This window comes from Kibdelosporangium philippinense (genome assembly GCF_021390435.2).
In the GTDB taxonomy this organism is placed as follows: Bacteria; Actinomycetota; Actinomycetes; order Mycobacteriales; family Pseudonocardiaceae; genus Kibdelosporangium; species Kibdelosporangium philippinense.
In genome coordinates, this window is sequence record NZ_JAJVCN010000003.1 from 1,484,150 (window position 1) to 1,500,877 (window position 16,728).

The window sequence follows — 16,728 nt, forward strand, 5'->3', positions numbered from 1 at the left end:
CGCAGAGCCTGCGGCGGAGAAGGAGGCCCAGCAGCCCTGGCAGAACTCTCCCAGCCAACCTCCCTAGCCCTGAGTATTCATGGCGATCTTGATTCGGGCGCCGTGTCGGAACAGGGAAAAGTGCTCCTGAGCTGGGAAGATGAGGTTGCTGATCCGAAAATCGATGGTGAGTGGGCAGGCCGAAGGCACCCGGCGTAGCGCAGCGGAGCCGGGTTGGTAGTTGGGTTGTCAGGCCGCGGGTTCGAGGGTGACGCGATAGCCCAGAGCGGCCAGTTGGCTGATGTGGTTGCGGACCTTGCGTTGAGTGTTGGTGTGCTGGACGAAGTAGTCGGCGCCGAGGTCACGGAACCGGGCGTTGGGGTCGGATAACAGGTGCCACATGATCACGAGAATGGAACGGCCGACCGCGACGATGGCCTTCTTGGCGCCACTGCGGCGAGCGATGCGCCGGTAGCGTTCGCCGAGAAAAGTGTTGGTCCTGCTGGCGGACACTGCGGCCTCGCCCAGGATTCGGGCCAGGTAAGGGTTGCCGTGCCCGGTGGCAGCTTTGCCTTTCTTCTTGCCGGCCGACTCCGACACCCCGGGAGCGAACTTGGCCCAGGAACACAGGTGGCCCGGAGTTGGGAAGCGTGCCATGTCCAGCCCGATCTCGGCGATGGCTACCTGGGCGGCGGTGCGCCCGACGCCGGTGATCTCATCAAGCTGGTCGACCGCTGTGGCGAAAGGGGCGATCAACTCCTCGATCGCGGCATCCACTCGGGCGACGTCAGCGATCCCGGCATCCACCCGGGCCAGCATGGTCGACAACAGGAACGCGTGATGATCGGTGAAAAACCCGGTGAACGCCTCTTCCAGCCTGCCGATCTTGCGCCGCATCGAGGTGCGGGCCAGCTGCGCGAGTACCTTCGGGTCCCGCTGCCCGGCGACCAGCGCGGCCAGCATGGCCCGGCCGGACACCCCGAAGATGTCCGAGACCACCACCGAGAGCTTGATCTGGGCATCTTCCAGGAGCTTTTCCACCCGCTGCTTCTCCGCGGTGCAGACCTCGACCAGGTCACGCCGATACCGGGTCAGATCCCGTAGCCGGCGGATCGGTGACGGCGGGACAAAACTGGGCCGGATCATCTGCCGCTCGGCCACCTTGCACAACCACACCGCGTCCAATCGATCCGTCTTCGGCCGGCCGGGCAGATGCTTGACATCGCGGGCGTTGACCAGCCAGGTCTCGAACCCGTGCGCCTCCAACAGGTAGAACACCGGCTTCCAATAGTCCGATGTGGACTCCATGACCACCCGGGTCACGCCCAGCCCGGCCAGCCGATCAGCCAGCACCAGCAACGACCGGGTCATCGTCGAGTACGGCCGGACCTCCTGCAGCCGCTTACCCGGACGCGCCTCATCGGGCACCCGGACACAACACATCACCTCGGCCTTACCGATATCCAACGCGGCCACCCGCGCGATGATCTCCTCGTTGTCCTGTGTCTGCTCCAACATCGGCCTCTCCCCGAGCGTCCGGCGGGGCGGCTACCCGCGGGAGCCCAGGCAACAACGAATCTGATCCGCGTGCTCGAAGCAACAATCAAGGGCCCACCAAGGGCTCCCAGCGTCCGACTAACGCACGGCCTTCACAGACCATAGAGACAACGACGTCAGCGGGCAGCCAACACCGATTTTCACCCCTCAACGGGCGTCTTCACCAGAGGACAGACTGACTAATGCCTGTTCTTACCTATGAAGCTCTGGAGCACTTTCGACGTGGATGTTACTGGGTGGTCGCGGGATCTGGCGGTAGAAGTCGGTGGGCGTGGCGTGGTCAGTCATGCCGGGACCGCGGCGGTGCGGTTGCTGGCCGACCGCACCGGGTTGACGGAAGGCTTGTCGCGGGCGATGGCGCGGCGTGGGTTCATGCCGGTGCATGACCGTGGCCGGGTGTTCGCCGACACCGCGGTGTTGATCGCTGACGGCGGGCGGGTCCTGTCGGATCTGGCTGTCCTGCGCGATCAGGCCGAACTGTTCGGGCCGGTCGCCTCAGATCCGACGTTGTGGCGCACGTTGGACGCGGTCGGTCAGGTGCAGCGCAACAAGATCGCCCGTGTGCGTGCCCGGATCCGCGAGCATGTGTGGTCGTTGATCGAGCGACGGCACGGCCGGATTCCGCCGTCGCGGGTGGCCGACCGTGATCTGGGCACGACCGTGGTGGTCCGGTTGGATGGTTCGCTGGTGATCGCGCACTCGGACAAACAACTCGCCGCGGGAACCTACAAGGGCAGCTTCGGTCATCATCCGCTGCTGGCCATGTGTGACAACACCGGCGAATCGCTGGCCCTGTTGCTGCGCACAGGAAGCGCCGGATCCAACACGACAGCTGATCACCTCGAGGTCCTCGACGCCGCGATCGCCCAGATCCCGGCGAAACATCGAAGGAACCTTCTAGTCACCGTGGACGGCGCGGGCGCCTCCCACGGTCTCATCAAGTACATCACCGCGCTGAACGCCAAGCCAGGCAGGCAGGCGCACTACAGCGTCGGCTGGGAACTCGGTGCGCGGGAACGAGCCGCGATCGGCCGTGTCCCCGCGAAGGCATGGCAGGCAGTGCTCGATCACCACGGCGATCCTCGGCCGCTGGACAAAGCCGGCGTGGTGGAACTGACCGCGCTACTACGTCACCACCCCGACGGGGACCAACTGGAGAACTGGCCGGCCGATCTGCGGATCATCTGTCGTCGTGAGAAACCCCACCCCGGCGCACAGTTGTCCCTGTTCGAAGAAGCCGACGGCTGGCGCTACCAACTGGTGGCCACCAACACCCCGGGCAGCGGTTCGGGCGCCACCGTCCAGTTCCTGGAAGCCCGTCACCGCCCGCACGCCCGAGTCGAGGACCACGTCCGCTGCGGCAAGCAAACCGGCCTCGGTCACCTGCCCTCCACCAAGATCGAGATCAACCGGGCCTGGTGTCTGGCCGCCACCATCGCCATCGACCTGCTCGCCTGGCTGCGCCTGCTCTGCCTTGAGGGCACCCTCGCCAAAGCCGAACCCAAAACCCTGCGCTACCGGCTACTGCACACCGCCGCCCGCATCGTCCGCGGCCAACGCAAACGCAAGATCAAAATCCCGGAAACCTGGCCCTGGGCCGACCCTCTCGCCGCCTGCCTCCGGGCAGCGCTGGCCCTGCCACCACCAACTCGATGACCCCTGTCCCTGCCCCTCGACCTGAAAGGCCCGCCCCCCAACCCGGCGCCCAGCCAACACCGGCGGCCGGGCTCGAACCCTGACCATCACCACACAGCAACCAACTCAAGATCAACATCCGAACCGGCACAGGCGGACACGTCACCCACGTGAATGATCAAGGCTACAGATCATGAAAGGCCAGGGTTGATCTTGTCCTTGGGCGGCGTGTCCTCCCGGATCCTGATCGATTCATGATCTACGCAGGGATGGATGAGGTACGCGGATGGAGGTGGCCTGTCCGAGCGGGGCAGGGCCACACGCGAAGCTGTCCGGTTGCAGGCGGCCCAATGGTTCGCCCAGGACGTGCCGGCCGCCGAGATCGCCCGCAGACTGCGGGTATCCACCAACGCGGTCTATACCTGGCGGCGTCGATGGCGTGCCGAGGGTGAGGCAGGGCTGGCGTCGAAGGGACCGGGCGGATCGTCCTGCCGGCTGGACCAGCCACGACTGGACAGGCTGGCCCAGGCTTTGGAACAAGGCCCAGCCGTGCATGGGTTCGGCGAGGATCAGCGCTGGACCCTGGCTCGGGTCGCCGATCTGATCGCCCGGCTGTTTCACACCCGCTACACGCTGCGCGGGGTGTCGTATCTGCTGCACCGCATGGGGTTCTCGCCACAAGTACCCGCCCACCGCGCGATCGAGCGCGACGAGCAGGCGATCGCCACCTGGCGGCGGGAGGTATGGCCGGCGGGAAAACGGTAGCGGCGCAGCAAGGTGCTTGGCTGTGTTTCGAGGACGAGGCCGGGCAAACGCTGCGCCCGCCGAAAGCCCGCACCTGGGGCCGCCGGGGCCAGACACCACAGATCCCGGTGTCGGGCAAGGGTTCGGGCCGGGTATCGGTCGCCGGGCTGGTATGCGTCCGGCCCGGACACCGGCCCCGGTTGATCTACCGTGTCCGGACCCACCGCGGCCGCAAGGGGGAACGGCGCAGCTTCGCCGAAACCGACTACGCCGCCCTGCTGGACGCCGCACACCAGCAGCTCGGCGCCCCGATTGTGTTGATCTGGGACAACCTCAACACGCACACCAGTCACGCGATGCGCAAACTGGTCGCGGCCCGCGACTGGCTACACGTGATCCAACTCCCGCCCTACGCCCCGGACCTCAACCCGACCGAGCACGTGTGGTCCCACGTCAAACGCAACCTCGGAAACCTCATCGTGCACGGCATCGACCAGCTCACCGCCATCGTGAAGAACCGACTCAAACGCATCCAGTACCGACCCGGGCTGATCGACGCGTTCTTCGCCCACACCAGACTGAACCTCGAACCACAACCGCCGTAATCCTGGCCTTTCAAGATCTGTAGCGGTAGACAAAAACGGAAACGTCTACCTCTCAGGCTGCTACCAAATCCGAAAACTCCCAACAACCTAACGAACCCAAGATGCCCCCAATGCAAACCATTGGGGGCATCATCACGCAGCCAAGCGAAAAGCCACACCAAAAGCGCCAGAACCGCCGCCGATCGCCGAAGGCGCAACCAAAGAGGACTGTCTCAAACCGGCAAAGCGGAAGACCCCCAACGACCCAGTACCAGCCCAAGAGACCACAAGCGCGGCTGAAGAGCGCGCCCCCAAAGCAGCAAAACCCTGCCTGAGCCACCCAAGAAAAACCGCACAGCAACAAGCGCCCAACCCCGGCCAGCGCACCGAAGACAAGCCCCACAGCGACGGGAGCCAACCTAAGCGATCACAGGCGTGCCCAAAGAGGCAAAACCCTGGCTGAGCCGCCCACGCAAAGTCGCACAGAGAGAAGAGCCCAAACCCAAGCAGTGCTGGTGAAGAAAAACGTGCCCAGCGCTGGGTCAGAAGAAGCGGGCACCGTGGGGGGTTTGGGGGGCTCGGCCCCCCAACATAACAAAGGACGACCCGGCGAAAGTTGCGAAGCAACTGAGCAGGGTCGTCCAGAGTCCGTGGACCTTGGGGGAACTTACTACAACACAAAACCCCAGGTAGAAGCCCTGGAGACTCTGCTCCAGAAGCTCCCCGACCCGTCCACGCCCGCTCCGCCGCCCGCAAACCGGCCGAAACCAGGTCGTGCACGGCAACTCGACGCCGACCAGGTCCAGGAACTCATCGCCGGTTATCAAGCCGGAGCGACGGTGTACGAGCTGGGCGACCGGTTCGGCATCGAGCGGCGGACGGTCAGCAACATCCTCAAACGACACGACGTGCCGATGCGCCGCCGCGGTCTCTCCCCTGACCAGGTCGACGACGCCATCCACCTCTACAACCTCGGCTGGTCCCTGGCACGAGTCGGCGAACACCTCTGCGTCGACCACACCACGGTGCTGACCAAACTCCGCGAACGCGGCGTCCCCACCCGCGATACACATGGTCGACCTCGGTCTTGATGTACTGGGGATTCTCCCGGTGCACCGTCAGACGGTGGTACGTCGAATCGATCTCACCGAGTTCACTACGCTGATATCCCATGGTAAGGGCTCCGAAGTTCAGCGCCCGGATGTCCGGTCGATGGCGGATCGTGGCGATGAGCGGCTGGGACCGCGAGGCGATCGACCTGGTCGAGCCGGGTTACGTCGAGTTCGCCCGGAACGGGACCGGCCAGTTCGGTTTCATCGCCGTCAACGGCTGGCTGGACTGCCGCTCGGTCGAGCGGGACGGCCGGCCCGGCGTGGAGTTCACCTGGGAAGGTTCCGACGAGGGCGATCAGGTCAGCGGACGCGGCTGGGCAGTCCTGGTCGACGACAACACGATCGAGGGCCATCTGTTCTTCCACCTGGGCGACGACTCGAGTTTCCGGGCGAAGCCGTTCACCGGCGATGATGGACTGGATGAGCCGTGAGCGAATACCAGTACTACGAGTTCCTGGCGATCGACCGGCCACTGGACGACGGTGAACAAGCTGCGGTCCGATCGCTGTCCACCCGGGCACGGATCTCTTCGACCAGCTTCGTGAACGAGTACCACTGGGGCGACTTCAAGGGTGACCCTCGCCGTCTGATGGAGCGCTACTACGACGCGCACCTATACGTCGCCAACTGGGGTACCCACCGAGTGATGTTCCGGCTGCCGTGCGATCTGCTCGATCCCGATGTCGTCGAGGACTACTGCGTCGGCGACGAGGCGAGTGCCTGGGTCACGGACGAGTTCATCGTGCTCGACTTCACCAGCGATGACCACGCTGGTGAGTTCGACTTCGACTACGACCCCGCGAACCTGCTGTCGACGATCGTCGGAGTTCGCGCCGAACTCGCCGCCGGTGATCTCCGGCCGCTCTATCTCGCCTGGCTGGCGGCCTACGGTGCCTGGGAGCGCGATGAAGACGTTTTCGATCGTGCTGCTGACGACGATCTCGAACCAGCTGTTCCGCCCGGACTGGGCACGCTCACTGCCGCGCAGCGGGCGCTGGCCGACTTTCTCCGCCTCGACGACGAGCTGATCACGATCGCTGCTCAGGCGTCTCCACCGCTGGGCCAGACGGCCGATGACCCCGATGACCTCGCCGTGTGGGTGGCTCGCCTGCCGGTCACCGAGAAGGACCGGCTCCTGGCGCGGGTAGCGCAGGGTGAGGCGGCGCGGGTGCAGATGGAGTTGCTGCGCCGTTTCCGCGGCGACACCGCTCCGATCAGCCCGATCCCAGCCCGCCGGAACGTGGCCGACCTACTCGACAACGCGGCGCAGCGACGAGCCGACCGCGACCGTCGGCTCGCCGCCGAGCGCGCCGAAGACGAGGCACGCCGGGAACAGGCGCGCCTGCTGGCCCGCGAACGACGACTCGACACACTTGCCGCTGAGGGAGACACCGCGTGGTCGCGCGTCGAGGCGATGATCGCCACCCGGAAACCGGCCGAGTACGACGCCGCCGTCACGCTGCTCACCGATCTGCAGGCGCTGGCCGAACGCGAGGACCGCTACGACACGTTCACCATCCGCACCATCGCGTTGCGGCAAACGCATGCACGCAAACCCAGCCTCATTGAGCGCCTCAACCGGGCACGCATCTGACCATCCCATCTACGGTGGGCTCTGTGAAAGACGATCTCCAGTCGGCGAAGGCTGCGGGGCTCGCGGAGGAACTTGCGGAACTCCGCGCGCTGACAACTCAGTTGCGAGCGGAGAACACGCGGTTGCTGCGGCTGTTGGAGCTGACACCGAAACAGGCGGCTCCGCCCGGCCCGATTCAGACCGGCTTCTTCGAAGCGCACCCCGGCCCGGTCGACCGGCGATCGGCCCCGGAGGTGAAGGTCGATTTCTTCGCTGCCCTGTTCGCCGCCCGCATCGACATCTACGCCACGCGATGGGAGAACTCGCGTACTGGCAAAGCTGGTTGGCTGCCGGCGGTGCGCGGCGGGTGGCGCAAGGGCGTCCGGCATGAGGACCGCGACTACCTGCCGCTGAGCAAGGACGTGCTGCGGACGCACCTGACCGGTGACGTGCATGTCGGACTGTATCCGCTGTTGGATGGTGACTTGTGCTGGTGGCTGGCGGCCGACTTCGACGGCCCGATGGCGATGCTGGATGCCCTGGCCTATCTGAAGGCCGCCAGAGCGTGCTCGGTGCCGGCCGCGTTGGAAGTGTCGCGCTCGGGCGTTGGCGCCCATGCATGGGTCTTCTTCACCGCACCCGTGCCCGCGGAAACGGCTCGCCGACTTGGCACCGCCCTCTTGCGGGAGGCGATGGCGGTGCGTGGCCGCATGGACCTGGCCAGCTACGACCGGCTCTTCCCGTCGCAGGATGTGCTGCCTTCGGGCGGCGTGGGGAATCTGATCGCCACGCCTTTGCAGGGCAAGGCCCGCCAGGACGGCGCGACGGCGTTCCTCGATCTGGCGACGATGGAACCACACGATGACCAGTGGGCGTACCTGTCCTCGCTCGGCCGCATCAGCCCGGCCGAGGTCAATCGGGTCGCGCGCCGCGCCGGTGGAGTCACTGTCGGTGCCGCCATCGACAAGATCGGTGCTGCGGTCTCGACTCGGATCCGTACCACCGCACCGCCCATTGTGCACGCCGGGCTCAGCTCGGGAATCCGGCTGGAATCAGGGGAGTTGACCCCAGCGCTGCACGCGACGCTGAAGCATGCGGCATCGATGACGAATCCGGTGTTCTACGAGCGCCAGCGACTCCGAATGTCCACGTGGGACACACCGCGGTTCTTGCGCAGTTACGACGAGACACTCGACGGCGGGCTCATCCTGCCCCGGGGGCTGCACGACACGGTGGCCTCGCTGGTCGAGCAGGCGGGCAGCCGCCTTGAGGTGATCGATGGGCGGCAGGCCGGCGAGGCACGGGAGTTCACGTTCGCGGCTACGCTGACCCGTCAGCAGCAAGACGCCGTAGACGACCTACGCGATCATGATCTCGGTGTGCTGGTCGCGCCGCCGGGCGCGGGCAAGACCGTGATGGCCTGCGCGATCATCGCCGCCCATGCGACCTCCACGCTCGTGCTGGTCGACCGCAAGACCCTGGCCGACCAGTGGCGCACCCGCATCAGCGAAATGCTGGGCGTCAAAGCCGGCCAACTCGGCGGTGGTCGCCGCAAAACCCGTGGCGTGGTCGATGTCGTCATGCTGCAAACGCTGGCACGCAAGACCGACATCGAGGAGCTCACCAGCGGCTACGGGCTGGTCGTCGTCGATGAGTGCCACCACATCCCCGCCGCCGCGTTCGAGCACGCCGTCAAGCAGATCCCGGCCAGCCGCTGGCTCGGACTCACCGCCACTCCGTACCGACGCGACAAGCTGGACGACTTGATAGCCCTCCAGCTGGGCCCGATCCGGCACACCATCACACAACCCACCCGTCCCGGCGAGGACAGCACGCCCCAACTCGAATTGGACACGACCGCGCAGCGTCCGAAGCCAGTGCTCCGCGTACACGACACCGCCTACCGCTATTCCGGTGACGCCGACCCGACGAAGCCCGGCGGAATGGCGGCCATCTACCGCGATCTCGTGGCCAACGACGCCCGCCTCACCCAGGTCGTCGACGATGTGATCGCTGCGCTGAAACGAGATCGGCACTGCCTACTGCTCACCCAGTGGACCACCCACGTCGAACGGTTCGCCGAGGAACTCCGGCGACGCTCGCTCGACCCGATCGTGCTGCGCGGCGGCATGACCGCGACCGCCCGCCGCGACGCCCTCGCCCGCCTCCGACCCGCGGACGGAGTACCGCTACTGGTCGTTGCCACTGGACCATTCGTCGGCGAAGGATTCGACTGCCCCGTCCTGGACACGCTCTTCCTCGCCGCACCGATCGCGTTCAAGGGACGCCTCGTCCAGTATGCGGGTCGGATCCTCCGCGCGCACCCCGGCAAGTCCACCGCCGAAGTCCACGACTACCACGACATCAACACCGGCGTCCTGGCTTCTTCACTGGCCAAACGCGCGCCCGGCTATGTCAGCCTCGGCTTCCCCGACCCGCGCCGAGCAGCAACACGTTGAGCAGGAGTAGCCGTCGATGAGCAGGCACTTTGGGCTGCTCTTACCCGATCGACTGTGCGTCCCGCGCGCGCAGTAGTTCAGTCGTAGCGCGCTGGCGTTGCATGCCGCACTAGGCTACACTGAATCACATCGACCGATCATGATTCAGTCCATGAAGGGTGGCTGCGATGACAATGGGTGCCGGTGTGCCTATTGAGCGTGCCCGCGTTGCTTCGGGCCTCAGTCAGCGCGCCCTTGCGGACGCTGCTGGCATCTCGCAGCCCACCTTGTCGCGGATCATCTCCGGGGACAGAGCGGCGAAGATGCCTGAGGTGGTCGCGATCGCGTGGGCAACTGGACATACGGTCGCCCAACTCACCGAAGCTGGGACGGTGGCCGACCGAGTGCAGTGCGCCGCCCGCGCCACCAACGACTCCGACATGGACCGCATGCGTGAAGCGCTGCTGCACTTCCTGGAACTGGACAACTACCTGGACGACCAGGCCATCCCCGCCACGGTCTGATGTGGATAGATCATCTTGAGTGCTGAAACTGAAGGTCGTACTGCCGCCGCGCGGTTCCGTCAAGAGCACCACCTGGGCGTGCAGCCGTTGGGTGACCTTGTGGCAATCATCGAGCAGGCGACACGGATCGACGTGGCCGTACTCGATGTCGGCCCGGATGAACACGGCCTCACGATGCGAGACCCTGCGCGCGGCGCCGTGTTCATCGGCGTCGCGCGCACCCCGAACCCGATGCGGCAACGCAGCACGCTTGCCCACGAACTTGGCCACGTGCTGTTCGAGGACTGGGCTGACAACGGTACGGGCAACTGGAGCGAACGCAGCCCCGCGGAGATTCGAGCCGACGCCTTCGCGCGGCACCTGCTCGTACCGGTCGAGGGCTTGCGTGAGTTCCTCGGAGATCGAGAGTCCGTGACCCAAGCCACCCTCTCTGCGGTCGTTCAGCGATTCTTGGTATCACCCCAGATTGCCGCCATCGCCCTGCACCAAGCCAATTACGTCGATGACGGCACCAAGCAGGAGTGGATGGCGCTGACCGCGCCCCAAGTGGCGTCCCGGTTCGGGTGGAGCGATCAGTACCGCGCATTACAGGCCGACTCCAATCAGCGGAGGGCGCCGCAACAGTTGCTCGCCCGCGCGATCAGGGGCTACGCGGAGGCGGTGGTGCCTGCGCAAGCCATCGCCACCTTGCGCGGCATCACACTGGAGGCCGCCGAGGCGGACCTGCGTGAGGCAGGTGTCGTGCCCGCCGAGCAGGAGATCGCGTGGGCCGCTCCGACCGAACTACCCGACGTGCACGTAGATCTGGCGGTTCTGGAAGAGGATCTCAACGCGCCAGATGACAACGGCCAGGTTACGGCGGCAGAGAAAGATTCAGGATGAGGCGCCGGCCGATCATCGACGCCGGCCCCGGCCTGAATTTTCTCTCGATCAACAAAGAGCGTCTCCTCATCGAGGTCCTGGGTCCGCTCAGTACCCCGGAGACTGTGCAAGACGAAGTGCTCCGCAAGGCCCGGCAGGATGGGCGCTTCCGCTCCGCGGCAGTGGTCTGGCAAAAGCTGACTCCCAAGTGGGTGCAGATACTCTCCGATGACCAGACACCCGAACTTGCTGCGGTCGTCCACCGGATCACCCAGCTACCCATGGAAGAAAGGCTGAAACACCCGAAAGATCTGGGCGAGACAATGGTCATCGCGCACGCGGTCGTCGCCGCCGAATCTGGCGAGACAGTGACCGTGCTCATCGACGACGGGTCAGGAGCGCGGATCGCCACTGCGGAGATCAACCGACTCAGACGGCTCCGGGCCAGCGGTCAAGCTGTGGGGTCGATCTTGCTAGTGAGCACGCTGACCATTCTGGAGCGCGCGGCAGGCGGACTGCACATTCCAGACAAGGCCACGATGCGCAACATCTACGACCGGCTGCGCGGTCTCGATGACGGCCTACCGCCAATCCAGAACACCGACCTACTGTCAGCTGCTTGCTGGTCCTAGACCTGGGCGACCCTCGCCCTTGTCCGCTGAACCGGAAGCAGTCCACCCGCAGCGTCCTCTTCGCTGGAGAAGACATCCGGATGCTGCCGGATTATCCTCAGCGAGAGATCCAGATCAGCGTCAGCAGCTTTGCTGGCGAACAGCAAGATCCTCGTCCCCGTCCGCGTGACCAACGAACCGTCGCGACAGGGTGGTGACTTCTCATGGCCAAACCGAAGAAGCGGCAACACAAGCCCCGAACCCGCGTGTCGAAGATCCGGATTCACGGTGTGCGGCACGATCCGCCAGACGCGCACAAGATTGCCAAGGTCCTCGTTGAGATCGCAAGAAGCCTGGATGGCGACCTGGATCACGATCCAGGCGGCCCTACCAAAGTTCTAGTAAGCGACCCAACGTGCCGCGACCAAACCCCCGACACAGATGAACCCCCTGCGAGCGCCTGACCTGGGATTTCCAAGCGCTCAGGGGGTTCATCTTCAACTTCATGTGTGGAGCTGAGGGGAATCGAACCCCTGACCTTCTCGATGCGAACGAGACGCGCTACCAACTGCGCTACAGCCCCTTGGTGCACTCGTAGCTTATCAGGGCCCGTTGAGTGGTTTTCACTCCCCCACCGCTCGGCGGTATCGGAGGCTGTCGAGGTCGTCGAGCTCGTCGAATGCTGGGTCTTCGTCGTCGATGTCGACCACGACCGCGTGGGGGTGGGTGATGCGCGGTTGGGTGGTTTTGGCGACTGGGGGTGTGACGGGTTCCCGGCGTTCGGCTGGTTCTTGCCTGCGGTCTTCGGCGTCTCGGTGGGTGTCCCGGTGGGCGTCGCTGTAGCTGTCTCGGTAGTCCTCTTCGTAGTCCGCTTCTGCTTCTGGTCGCGCGCGTCTGGTTTGAGCGATGCGGGCGGTTCTGCGTTGGCGGATTTCTTCTTCGATTCGGACTTGCCTTCGCAGGTAGGTGAGGTATCCCACGAGGGTGAGGTCTATGGCGCCGTGGCCCCACCACACTTGTGCGTACATCACTCCTGCGACGACTGCGCTGCCGACGGCGAGCAGCAGCATCGCTACGACGACGCGCTGCCGGAACGCGTATTTGGCGCGCGCTGTCAGCGCGGCGGCTTCTGGGTCGAATCCGCCGCGGCCCGGCCGGTATGGGCGCGACTGCGAGCGCTGGGCGACACTGTCCGTGGCCACGTGGTCACGATCGTCCGGTTCGTCCGCCGTGTCGAGGGCTTCGGGGTGTTCCGTAGCCGAATCCATATCGTCGGCGTCTTCGTCGTCGTAGTCGTCGTCGAAGTCGTGGCCGTGCGCGTGGCCGGTTTCGTCTTCGACGTCGTCGGTGTCGCGCAGGTCGATTTCTTCCGCGCCGCCTTTGCGCACAACGCGCGCGTTCAGGGCGGAGTCCGCGGTTCTGGCGATTTCCTGACGCTTGCGCACGATCATCGGGACGAGGACGACCAGCCACGCCAGGACGAGCGCCACCACGATGAGTGAGCTCGGCATGCCTCGTCACCTCCCCCGATCCGTTGCAATTGACCACGCTAGTCACAACAGTCACAGCAGTGACGGAGGCGCGCCGGGCACGATCTTGCGGCGCAAGGTCCTTTCAGGCGTTTTCGTGCAGCCCATCGCTCACGTGGGGCAGGAAAATTCCCCCTATCGGGGGATGGTGGCACGACCTTCGGCGAGCAGCCGGGTGACCAGTCCATCTGGCACGTCTTCGGCCGTGATCGCGTAGCAGAAATGGTCTCGCCAGTCGCCGGCCACGTCGAGGTACCGCTTGAACAGTCCCTCCTGACGGAAGCCGAGTTTCTCGAGCACGCGCAGACTCGCGGCGTTCTCCGGGCGCACGGTCGCCTCAATGCGGTGCAACCCGCCAACCATGAAGCAGTGGTCGACCACTTGTGCCACCGCCGCTGGCGCCACGCCGCCGCCGATCACGTGTGACGCCACCCAATAACCGACCCACGCCGAGCAGAGTGAGCCACGGATCACGTTGCCGACCGTGACCTGACCAGCCAGTTGATCGTCCACTGTGATCACGAACGGCAGAGTCATGCCACGGCGCGCCAAGGCCCGTAGCGACGACCACTGGCCTGGCCACGCCAGGGTGCCGTTGCGGTCTTCCCAGGTTCCTGGCGCCGATGGCTCCCAGCGTTCGAGGTGCTCGCGGTCGCGCAGGCGGATCTTGCTCCAGGCCGAGGCGTCGAACAGACGCGGGCCGCGGACCGCGACCACACCGGCCTTCACCTGGAGCGGCCCCAACTTGGCAGGCCAGCCGGGGTGCCGGCCCTGCGGGCTCGGCGCTTCCATCACGTCACCCGCGCTGCGCTAGGAAACTGACTTGGACCTCGTCGCCCACTGCCACATCGGTCGTGTCCTCGTCCACCAGGATCAGGCAGTTGGCCTCAGCGAGAGACGCAAGCAGATGCGCGCCGGACAGGCCGAGCGGCTGCACAAGGTACTGGCCGTTGCTCTCGTCCCGAAGCAGCTGGCCACGCAGGAACCCCTTGCGGCCCTTAGCCGACGCGATCGGCGACAGCAGCTTTGCCGACACGAGCCTGCGGCGCGGGTTGCGTTTGCCCTGCGCTGCCCTGATCAACGGCCGGACCAGAACCTCGAAGACGACAAGCGCGCTCATCGGATTGCCCGGAAGGACGAACGTCGGCACCGCGTCCTGGCCCAGCCTGCCGAAGCCCTGTACGGAGCCTGGGTGCATGGCGACACGGGTCATGTCGATCTCGCCAAGGTCGGCCAGCGCCGCGCGAACCTCATCCCCTGTGGTTCCCCCGACGCCGCCTGCCAACACCACGATTTCGGACAGCAGCAGCCGGGACTCCACGACCTCGCGCACGCGGCGCTGGTCCGGGCTGACGATGCCAACCCTGGTGACCTCCGCGCCCGCGTCACGAGCCGCGGCGGCGAGCGCGTACGAGTTCACGTCGTAGACCTGGCCCTGGCTGGGTGCGCGGTCGATGTCCACGAGCTCGTCGCCGATCGAAACGATCGACACCCGCGGTCGTGGGTAAACGAGCACTTTGGCGCGGCCAACCGCCGCGAGAAGACCGACCTGGGCCGCGCCGATCGTCGCGCCACGGCGGACCGCGACGTCACCGGTCTGCACGTCCTCGCCAGTACGCCGGACGTACGCGGCGGACGGGACGGGTTGGTTGATGGTCACGCGCGCCGGGTGCTCATCGGTATAGCCGAGCGGGACGACCGCGTCGGCCAATGTGGGCAGTGGCGCGCCGGTGTCCACCCGGACTGCCTGGCCCGGCTGCAACCGGCGCGGCTGCCGTGATCCGGCCGGGATCTCACCGACGACCGGGAGCACCACCGGCTCCCGGCCAGCCGATTGGACGTCGACGCTGCGCACCGCGTAGCCATCCACCGCCGCCTGGTCGAAGCCGGGCAGGGCGTGCTCGGCAACGACCTCTTCGGCACAGAGCAGACCCTGTGCTTCGGAGATCGCCACGCGCACGGGCGCTGGCCGCACCGCTGCGGCCAGCGCCCTGGCGAGCTGCTCGTCGACTGACCTCATCCACCCGACCTTCGTGTCTAGTCCCTGATCCGATCGCGCAACCACGCAAGCAGACCGGGCCCATACTCAGGGTCATCGAGCGCGAAGTCCACGGCGGCACGCAGGAAACCACCAGGATTGCCCAGGTCGTGACGTCCGCCGCGGTGAACGACGATGTGCACGGGGTGTCCCTCGGAGATCAACAGGGCGATCGCGTCGGTCAGCTGGAGCTCACCACCGGCGCCAGGGGTGATCCGCTTCAAAGCGTCGAAAACTGCCCGGTCAAGCAGGTATCGGCCAGCTGCGGCGAAGGTCGACGGCGCCTCGTCGGCCGGTGGCTTCTCGACCATTCCGCGCACGATCTTGACGTCTTCGTCACCGGTTTCCTCGACATCGAACACGCCGTACGCCGAAATCTGCTCACGCGGGATGTCGAACGCGCAGAGGACGCTGCCGCCACGCTCGGCGCGGACGTCAGCCATCTTCTTGAGGACGCCGGTCGGCAGCACGAGGTCATCTGGCAGCAGCACGGCGACCGCGTCGTCATCGCCGTCGAGGTTGGGCTCGGCGCACGCCACCGCGTGCCCAAGGCCAAGCGCCTGCTCCTGGATCGCGGTCTCGACCTTCAGCAGGGCCGGCGCGCGGCGGACCTTCGCAAGCAGCTCGGTCTTGCCCCGGGCTTCGAGGGTCGCTTCGAGCTCCGGCTGCGGCTGGAAGTACTGGGCCACCGCGTCCTTGCCCGGTGATGTGACGATCACCAGCCGGGACGCGCCCGCGTCGGCCGCCTCGGCGGCGACGAACTCGATACCCGGGGTATCGACCACCGGCAGCAGTTCCTTGGGCACGGCCTTGGTGGTGGGCAGGAAACGCGTGCCAAGCCCTGCGGCGGGCACGATTGCTGTCTTGAATGCGAGCGACGGGCTCATGGATTGTGAGCCTAACCTCAAGGCGTGACCGCTTCTTCCGCCACCAAGGACGAATTACGCAAACGCTTGCTGGCTGCCCGCCGGGAGGTTTCCGCTTCGGTGCATGCGGCCGAGGCCGAGGCGTTGTCACGTGCCGCGGTCGGCTTGGTTCACGCAGGCCAGACGGTGTGCGCCTATGTCCCGGTCGGGACCGAGCCGGGATCCCGCGCGATGCTGGACTCGTTGGTGGAGCTGGACGTCCAAGTGCTGCTGCCAGTCGTGACCGGACTGGCGCCACTGGACTGGGCTGTGTATGACGGCACGCTGCAGCCTGGGCCGCACAAGTTGCTGGAGCCCGCTGGCCCACGGCTCGGACCTGCGGCGATCGCCTCGGCCCAGGTGATCCTGGTGCCCGCGTTGGCTATGGACCGGACCGGCGTGCGGCTCGGACGTGGCGCTGGTCACTATGACCGGTCACTGGTATCGGCGACCCCGGGGACAGCGTTGATAGGAGTGGTCCGAGACCAGGAGTTCTTGCCAGAACTGCCCGCTGACCGGCACGACGTCCGGATGACCGCGATCTTGACGCCGGGTCGCGGGGTGGTCGGGGCCGAAGAGTCTTAGCACTCTCCGTGCTAGACTGCCAATTACGAGAAGTTGCGGTCTCATAAGGAGAG

16 protein-coding genes and 1 tRNA gene are annotated in these 16,728 nt (G+C 66.0%); 11 read left to right on the plus strand and 6 right to left on the minus strand.

All coding sequences use genetic code 11. The features are described 5' to 3' along the window. Positions 1-228 precede the first annotated feature (228 nt). On the minus strand, positions 229-1,497 hold the full coding sequence (locus tag LWC34_RS39100) for an IS110 family RNA-guided transposase (protein WP_233723845.1): 1,269 nt from the start codon (positions 1,495-1,497) through the stop codon (positions 229-231). Between the two features lie 237 nt (positions 1,498-1,734). Between LWC34_RS39100 and LWC34_RS39105 the strand changes: the two genes are divergently transcribed. The 10 genes from LWC34_RS39105 (at position 1,735) to LWC34_RS39150 (ending at position 11,639) form a co-directional block, all read left to right on the plus strand. After that, positions 1,735-3,192, plus strand: a complete 1,458-nt coding sequence (locus tag LWC34_RS39105; RefSeq protein ID WP_233722402.1) for an IS1380 family transposase — start codon at positions 1,735-1,737, stop codon at positions 3,190-3,192. A 252-nt stretch (positions 3,193-3,444) separates the two neighbouring features. Further along, a complete protein-coding gene (locus LWC34_RS39110) occupies positions 3,445-3,936 on the plus strand; it encodes a winged helix-turn-helix domain-containing protein (protein WP_233724348.1) in 492 nt (163 codons plus the stop codon). After that, on the plus strand, positions 3,915-4,520 hold the full coding sequence (locus tag LWC34_RS39115; protein WP_233724349.1) for an IS630 family transposase: 606 nt from the start codon (positions 3,915-3,917) through the stop codon (positions 4,518-4,520). The genes LWC34_RS39110 and LWC34_RS39115 overlap by 22 nt, the downstream gene beginning before the upstream one ends. 629 nt (positions 4,521-5,149) lie before the next feature. Beyond that, positions 5,150-5,590 (plus strand): helix-turn-helix domain-containing protein, encoded by a 441-nt coding sequence (locus tag LWC34_RS39120; protein ID WP_233730250.1) that lies wholly within the window; start codon positions 5,150-5,152, stop codon positions 5,588-5,590. A gap of 80 nt (positions 5,591-5,670) precedes the next feature. Continuing rightward, positions 5,671-6,042 carry a hypothetical protein gene (locus LWC34_RS39125; protein ID WP_233730251.1) on the plus strand — a complete coding sequence of 124 codons (372 nt, stop codon included), beginning with the start codon at positions 5,671-5,673 and terminating at the stop codon, positions 6,040-6,042. Further along, positions 6,039-7,205 (plus strand): hypothetical protein, encoded by a 1,167-nt coding sequence (locus LWC34_RS39130; RefSeq protein ID WP_233730252.1) that lies wholly within the window; start codon positions 6,039-6,041, stop codon positions 7,203-7,205. Before LWC34_RS39125 ends, LWC34_RS39130 begins: the two co-directional genes overlap by 4 nt. Positions 7,206-7,228: 23 nt before the next feature. Beyond that, positions 7,229-9,643 (plus strand): DEAD/DEAH box helicase, encoded by a 2,415-nt coding sequence (locus LWC34_RS58280; protein WP_233730253.1) that lies wholly within the window; start codon positions 7,229-7,231, stop codon positions 9,641-9,643. A gap of 167 nt (positions 9,644-9,810) precedes the next feature. Further along, entirely contained in the window at positions 9,811-10,146 is a 336-nt protein-coding gene (locus LWC34_RS39140) for a helix-turn-helix domain-containing protein (RefSeq protein ID WP_233730254.1), read from the plus strand. A gap of 15 nt (positions 10,147-10,161) precedes the next feature. Continuing rightward, positions 10,162-11,028: an ImmA/IrrE family metallo-endopeptidase gene (locus LWC34_RS39145; protein WP_233730255.1), complete on the plus strand. Its 867-nt coding sequence runs from the start codon at positions 10,162-10,164 to the stop codon at positions 11,026-11,028. Beyond that, on the plus strand, positions 11,025-11,639 hold the full coding sequence (locus tag LWC34_RS39150) for a PIN domain-containing protein (RefSeq protein WP_233730256.1): 615 nt from the start codon (positions 11,025-11,027) through the stop codon (positions 11,637-11,639). The genes LWC34_RS39145 and LWC34_RS39150 overlap by 4 nt, the downstream gene beginning before the upstream one ends. A 489-nt stretch (positions 11,640-12,128) precedes the next feature. Here LWC34_RS39150 and LWC34_RS39155 read toward each other — a convergent pair. From LWC34_RS39155 to LWC34_RS39175, 5 genes are all read right to left on the minus strand, one after another. Continuing rightward, positions 12,129-12,201, minus strand: a tRNA-Ala gene (locus tag LWC34_RS39155). 40 nt (positions 12,202-12,241) lie between these two features. Further along, a complete protein-coding gene (gene sepX, locus LWC34_RS39160) occupies positions 12,242-13,129 on the minus strand; it encodes a divisome protein SepX/GlpR (RefSeq protein ID WP_233730257.1) in 888 nt (295 codons plus the stop codon). Between the two features lie 153 nt (positions 13,130-13,282). Next, entirely contained in the window at positions 13,283-13,939 is a 657-nt protein-coding gene (locus LWC34_RS39165) for a GNAT family N-acetyltransferase (protein ID WP_233730258.1), read from the minus strand. 4 nt (positions 13,940-13,943) lie between these two features. Continuing rightward, positions 13,944-15,167 (minus strand): molybdotransferase-like divisome protein Glp, encoded by a 1,224-nt coding sequence (gene glp / locus LWC34_RS39170; RefSeq protein ID WP_233730259.1) that lies wholly within the window; start codon positions 15,165-15,167, stop codon positions 13,944-13,946. Positions 15,168-15,184: 17 nt separating this feature from the next. Beyond that, positions 15,185-16,072, minus strand: a complete 888-nt coding sequence (locus LWC34_RS39175) for a UTP--glucose-1-phosphate uridylyltransferase (RefSeq protein ID WP_233730260.1) — start codon at positions 16,070-16,072, stop codon at positions 15,185-15,187. Positions 16,073-16,096: 24 nt separating this feature from the next. On the opposite strand from LWC34_RS39175, the gene LWC34_RS39180 reads away from it, so the two are divergent. Next, on the plus strand, positions 16,097-16,675 hold the full coding sequence (locus tag LWC34_RS39180) for a 5-formyltetrahydrofolate cyclo-ligase (RefSeq protein ID WP_233730261.1): 579 nt from the start codon (positions 16,097-16,099) through the stop codon (positions 16,673-16,675). Positions 16,676-16,728 lie beyond the last annotated feature (53 nt).

Coding starts and splice junctions, on each gene's coding strand:
- LWC34_RS39100 (WP_233723845.1), bottom strand. CDS start 1,497: ATGTTGGAGCAGACACAGGACAACGAGGAGATCATCGCGCGGGTGGCC.
- LWC34_RS39105 (WP_233722402.1), top strand. CDS start 1,735: ATGAAGCTCTGGAGCACTTTCGACGTGGATGTTACTGGGTGGTCGCGG.
- LWC34_RS39110 (WP_233724348.1), top strand. CDS start 3,445: ATGAGGTACGCGGATGGAGGTGGCCTGTCCGAGCGGGGCAGGGCCACA.
- LWC34_RS39115 (WP_233724349.1), top strand. CDS start 3,915: ATGGCCGGCGGGAAAACGGTAGCGGCGCAGCAAGGTGCTTGGCTGTGT.
- LWC34_RS39125 (WP_233730251.1), top strand. CDS start 5,671: ATGGTAAGGGCTCCGAAGTTCAGCGCCCGGATGTCCGGTCGATGGCGG.
- LWC34_RS39140 (WP_233730254.1), top strand. CDS start 9,811: ATGACAATGGGTGCCGGTGTGCCTATTGAGCGTGCCCGCGTTGCTTCG.
- LWC34_RS39150 (WP_233730256.1), top strand. CDS start 11,025: ATGAGGCGCCGGCCGATCATCGACGCCGGCCCCGGCCTGAATTTTCTC.
- sepX (WP_233730257.1), bottom strand. CDS start 13,129: ATGCCGAGCTCACTCATCGTGGTGGCGCTCGTCCTGGCGTGGCTGGTC.
- LWC34_RS39165 (WP_233730258.1), bottom strand. CDS start 13,939: ATGGAAGCGCCGAGCCCGCAGGGCCGGCACCCCGGCTGGCCTGCCAAG.
- glp (WP_233730259.1), bottom strand. CDS start 15,167: ATGAGGTCAGTCGACGAGCAGCTCGCCAGGGCGCTGGCCGCAGCGGTG.
- LWC34_RS39175 (WP_233730260.1), bottom strand. CDS start 16,072: ATGAGCCCGTCGCTCGCATTCAAGACAGCAATCGTGCCCGCCGCAGGG.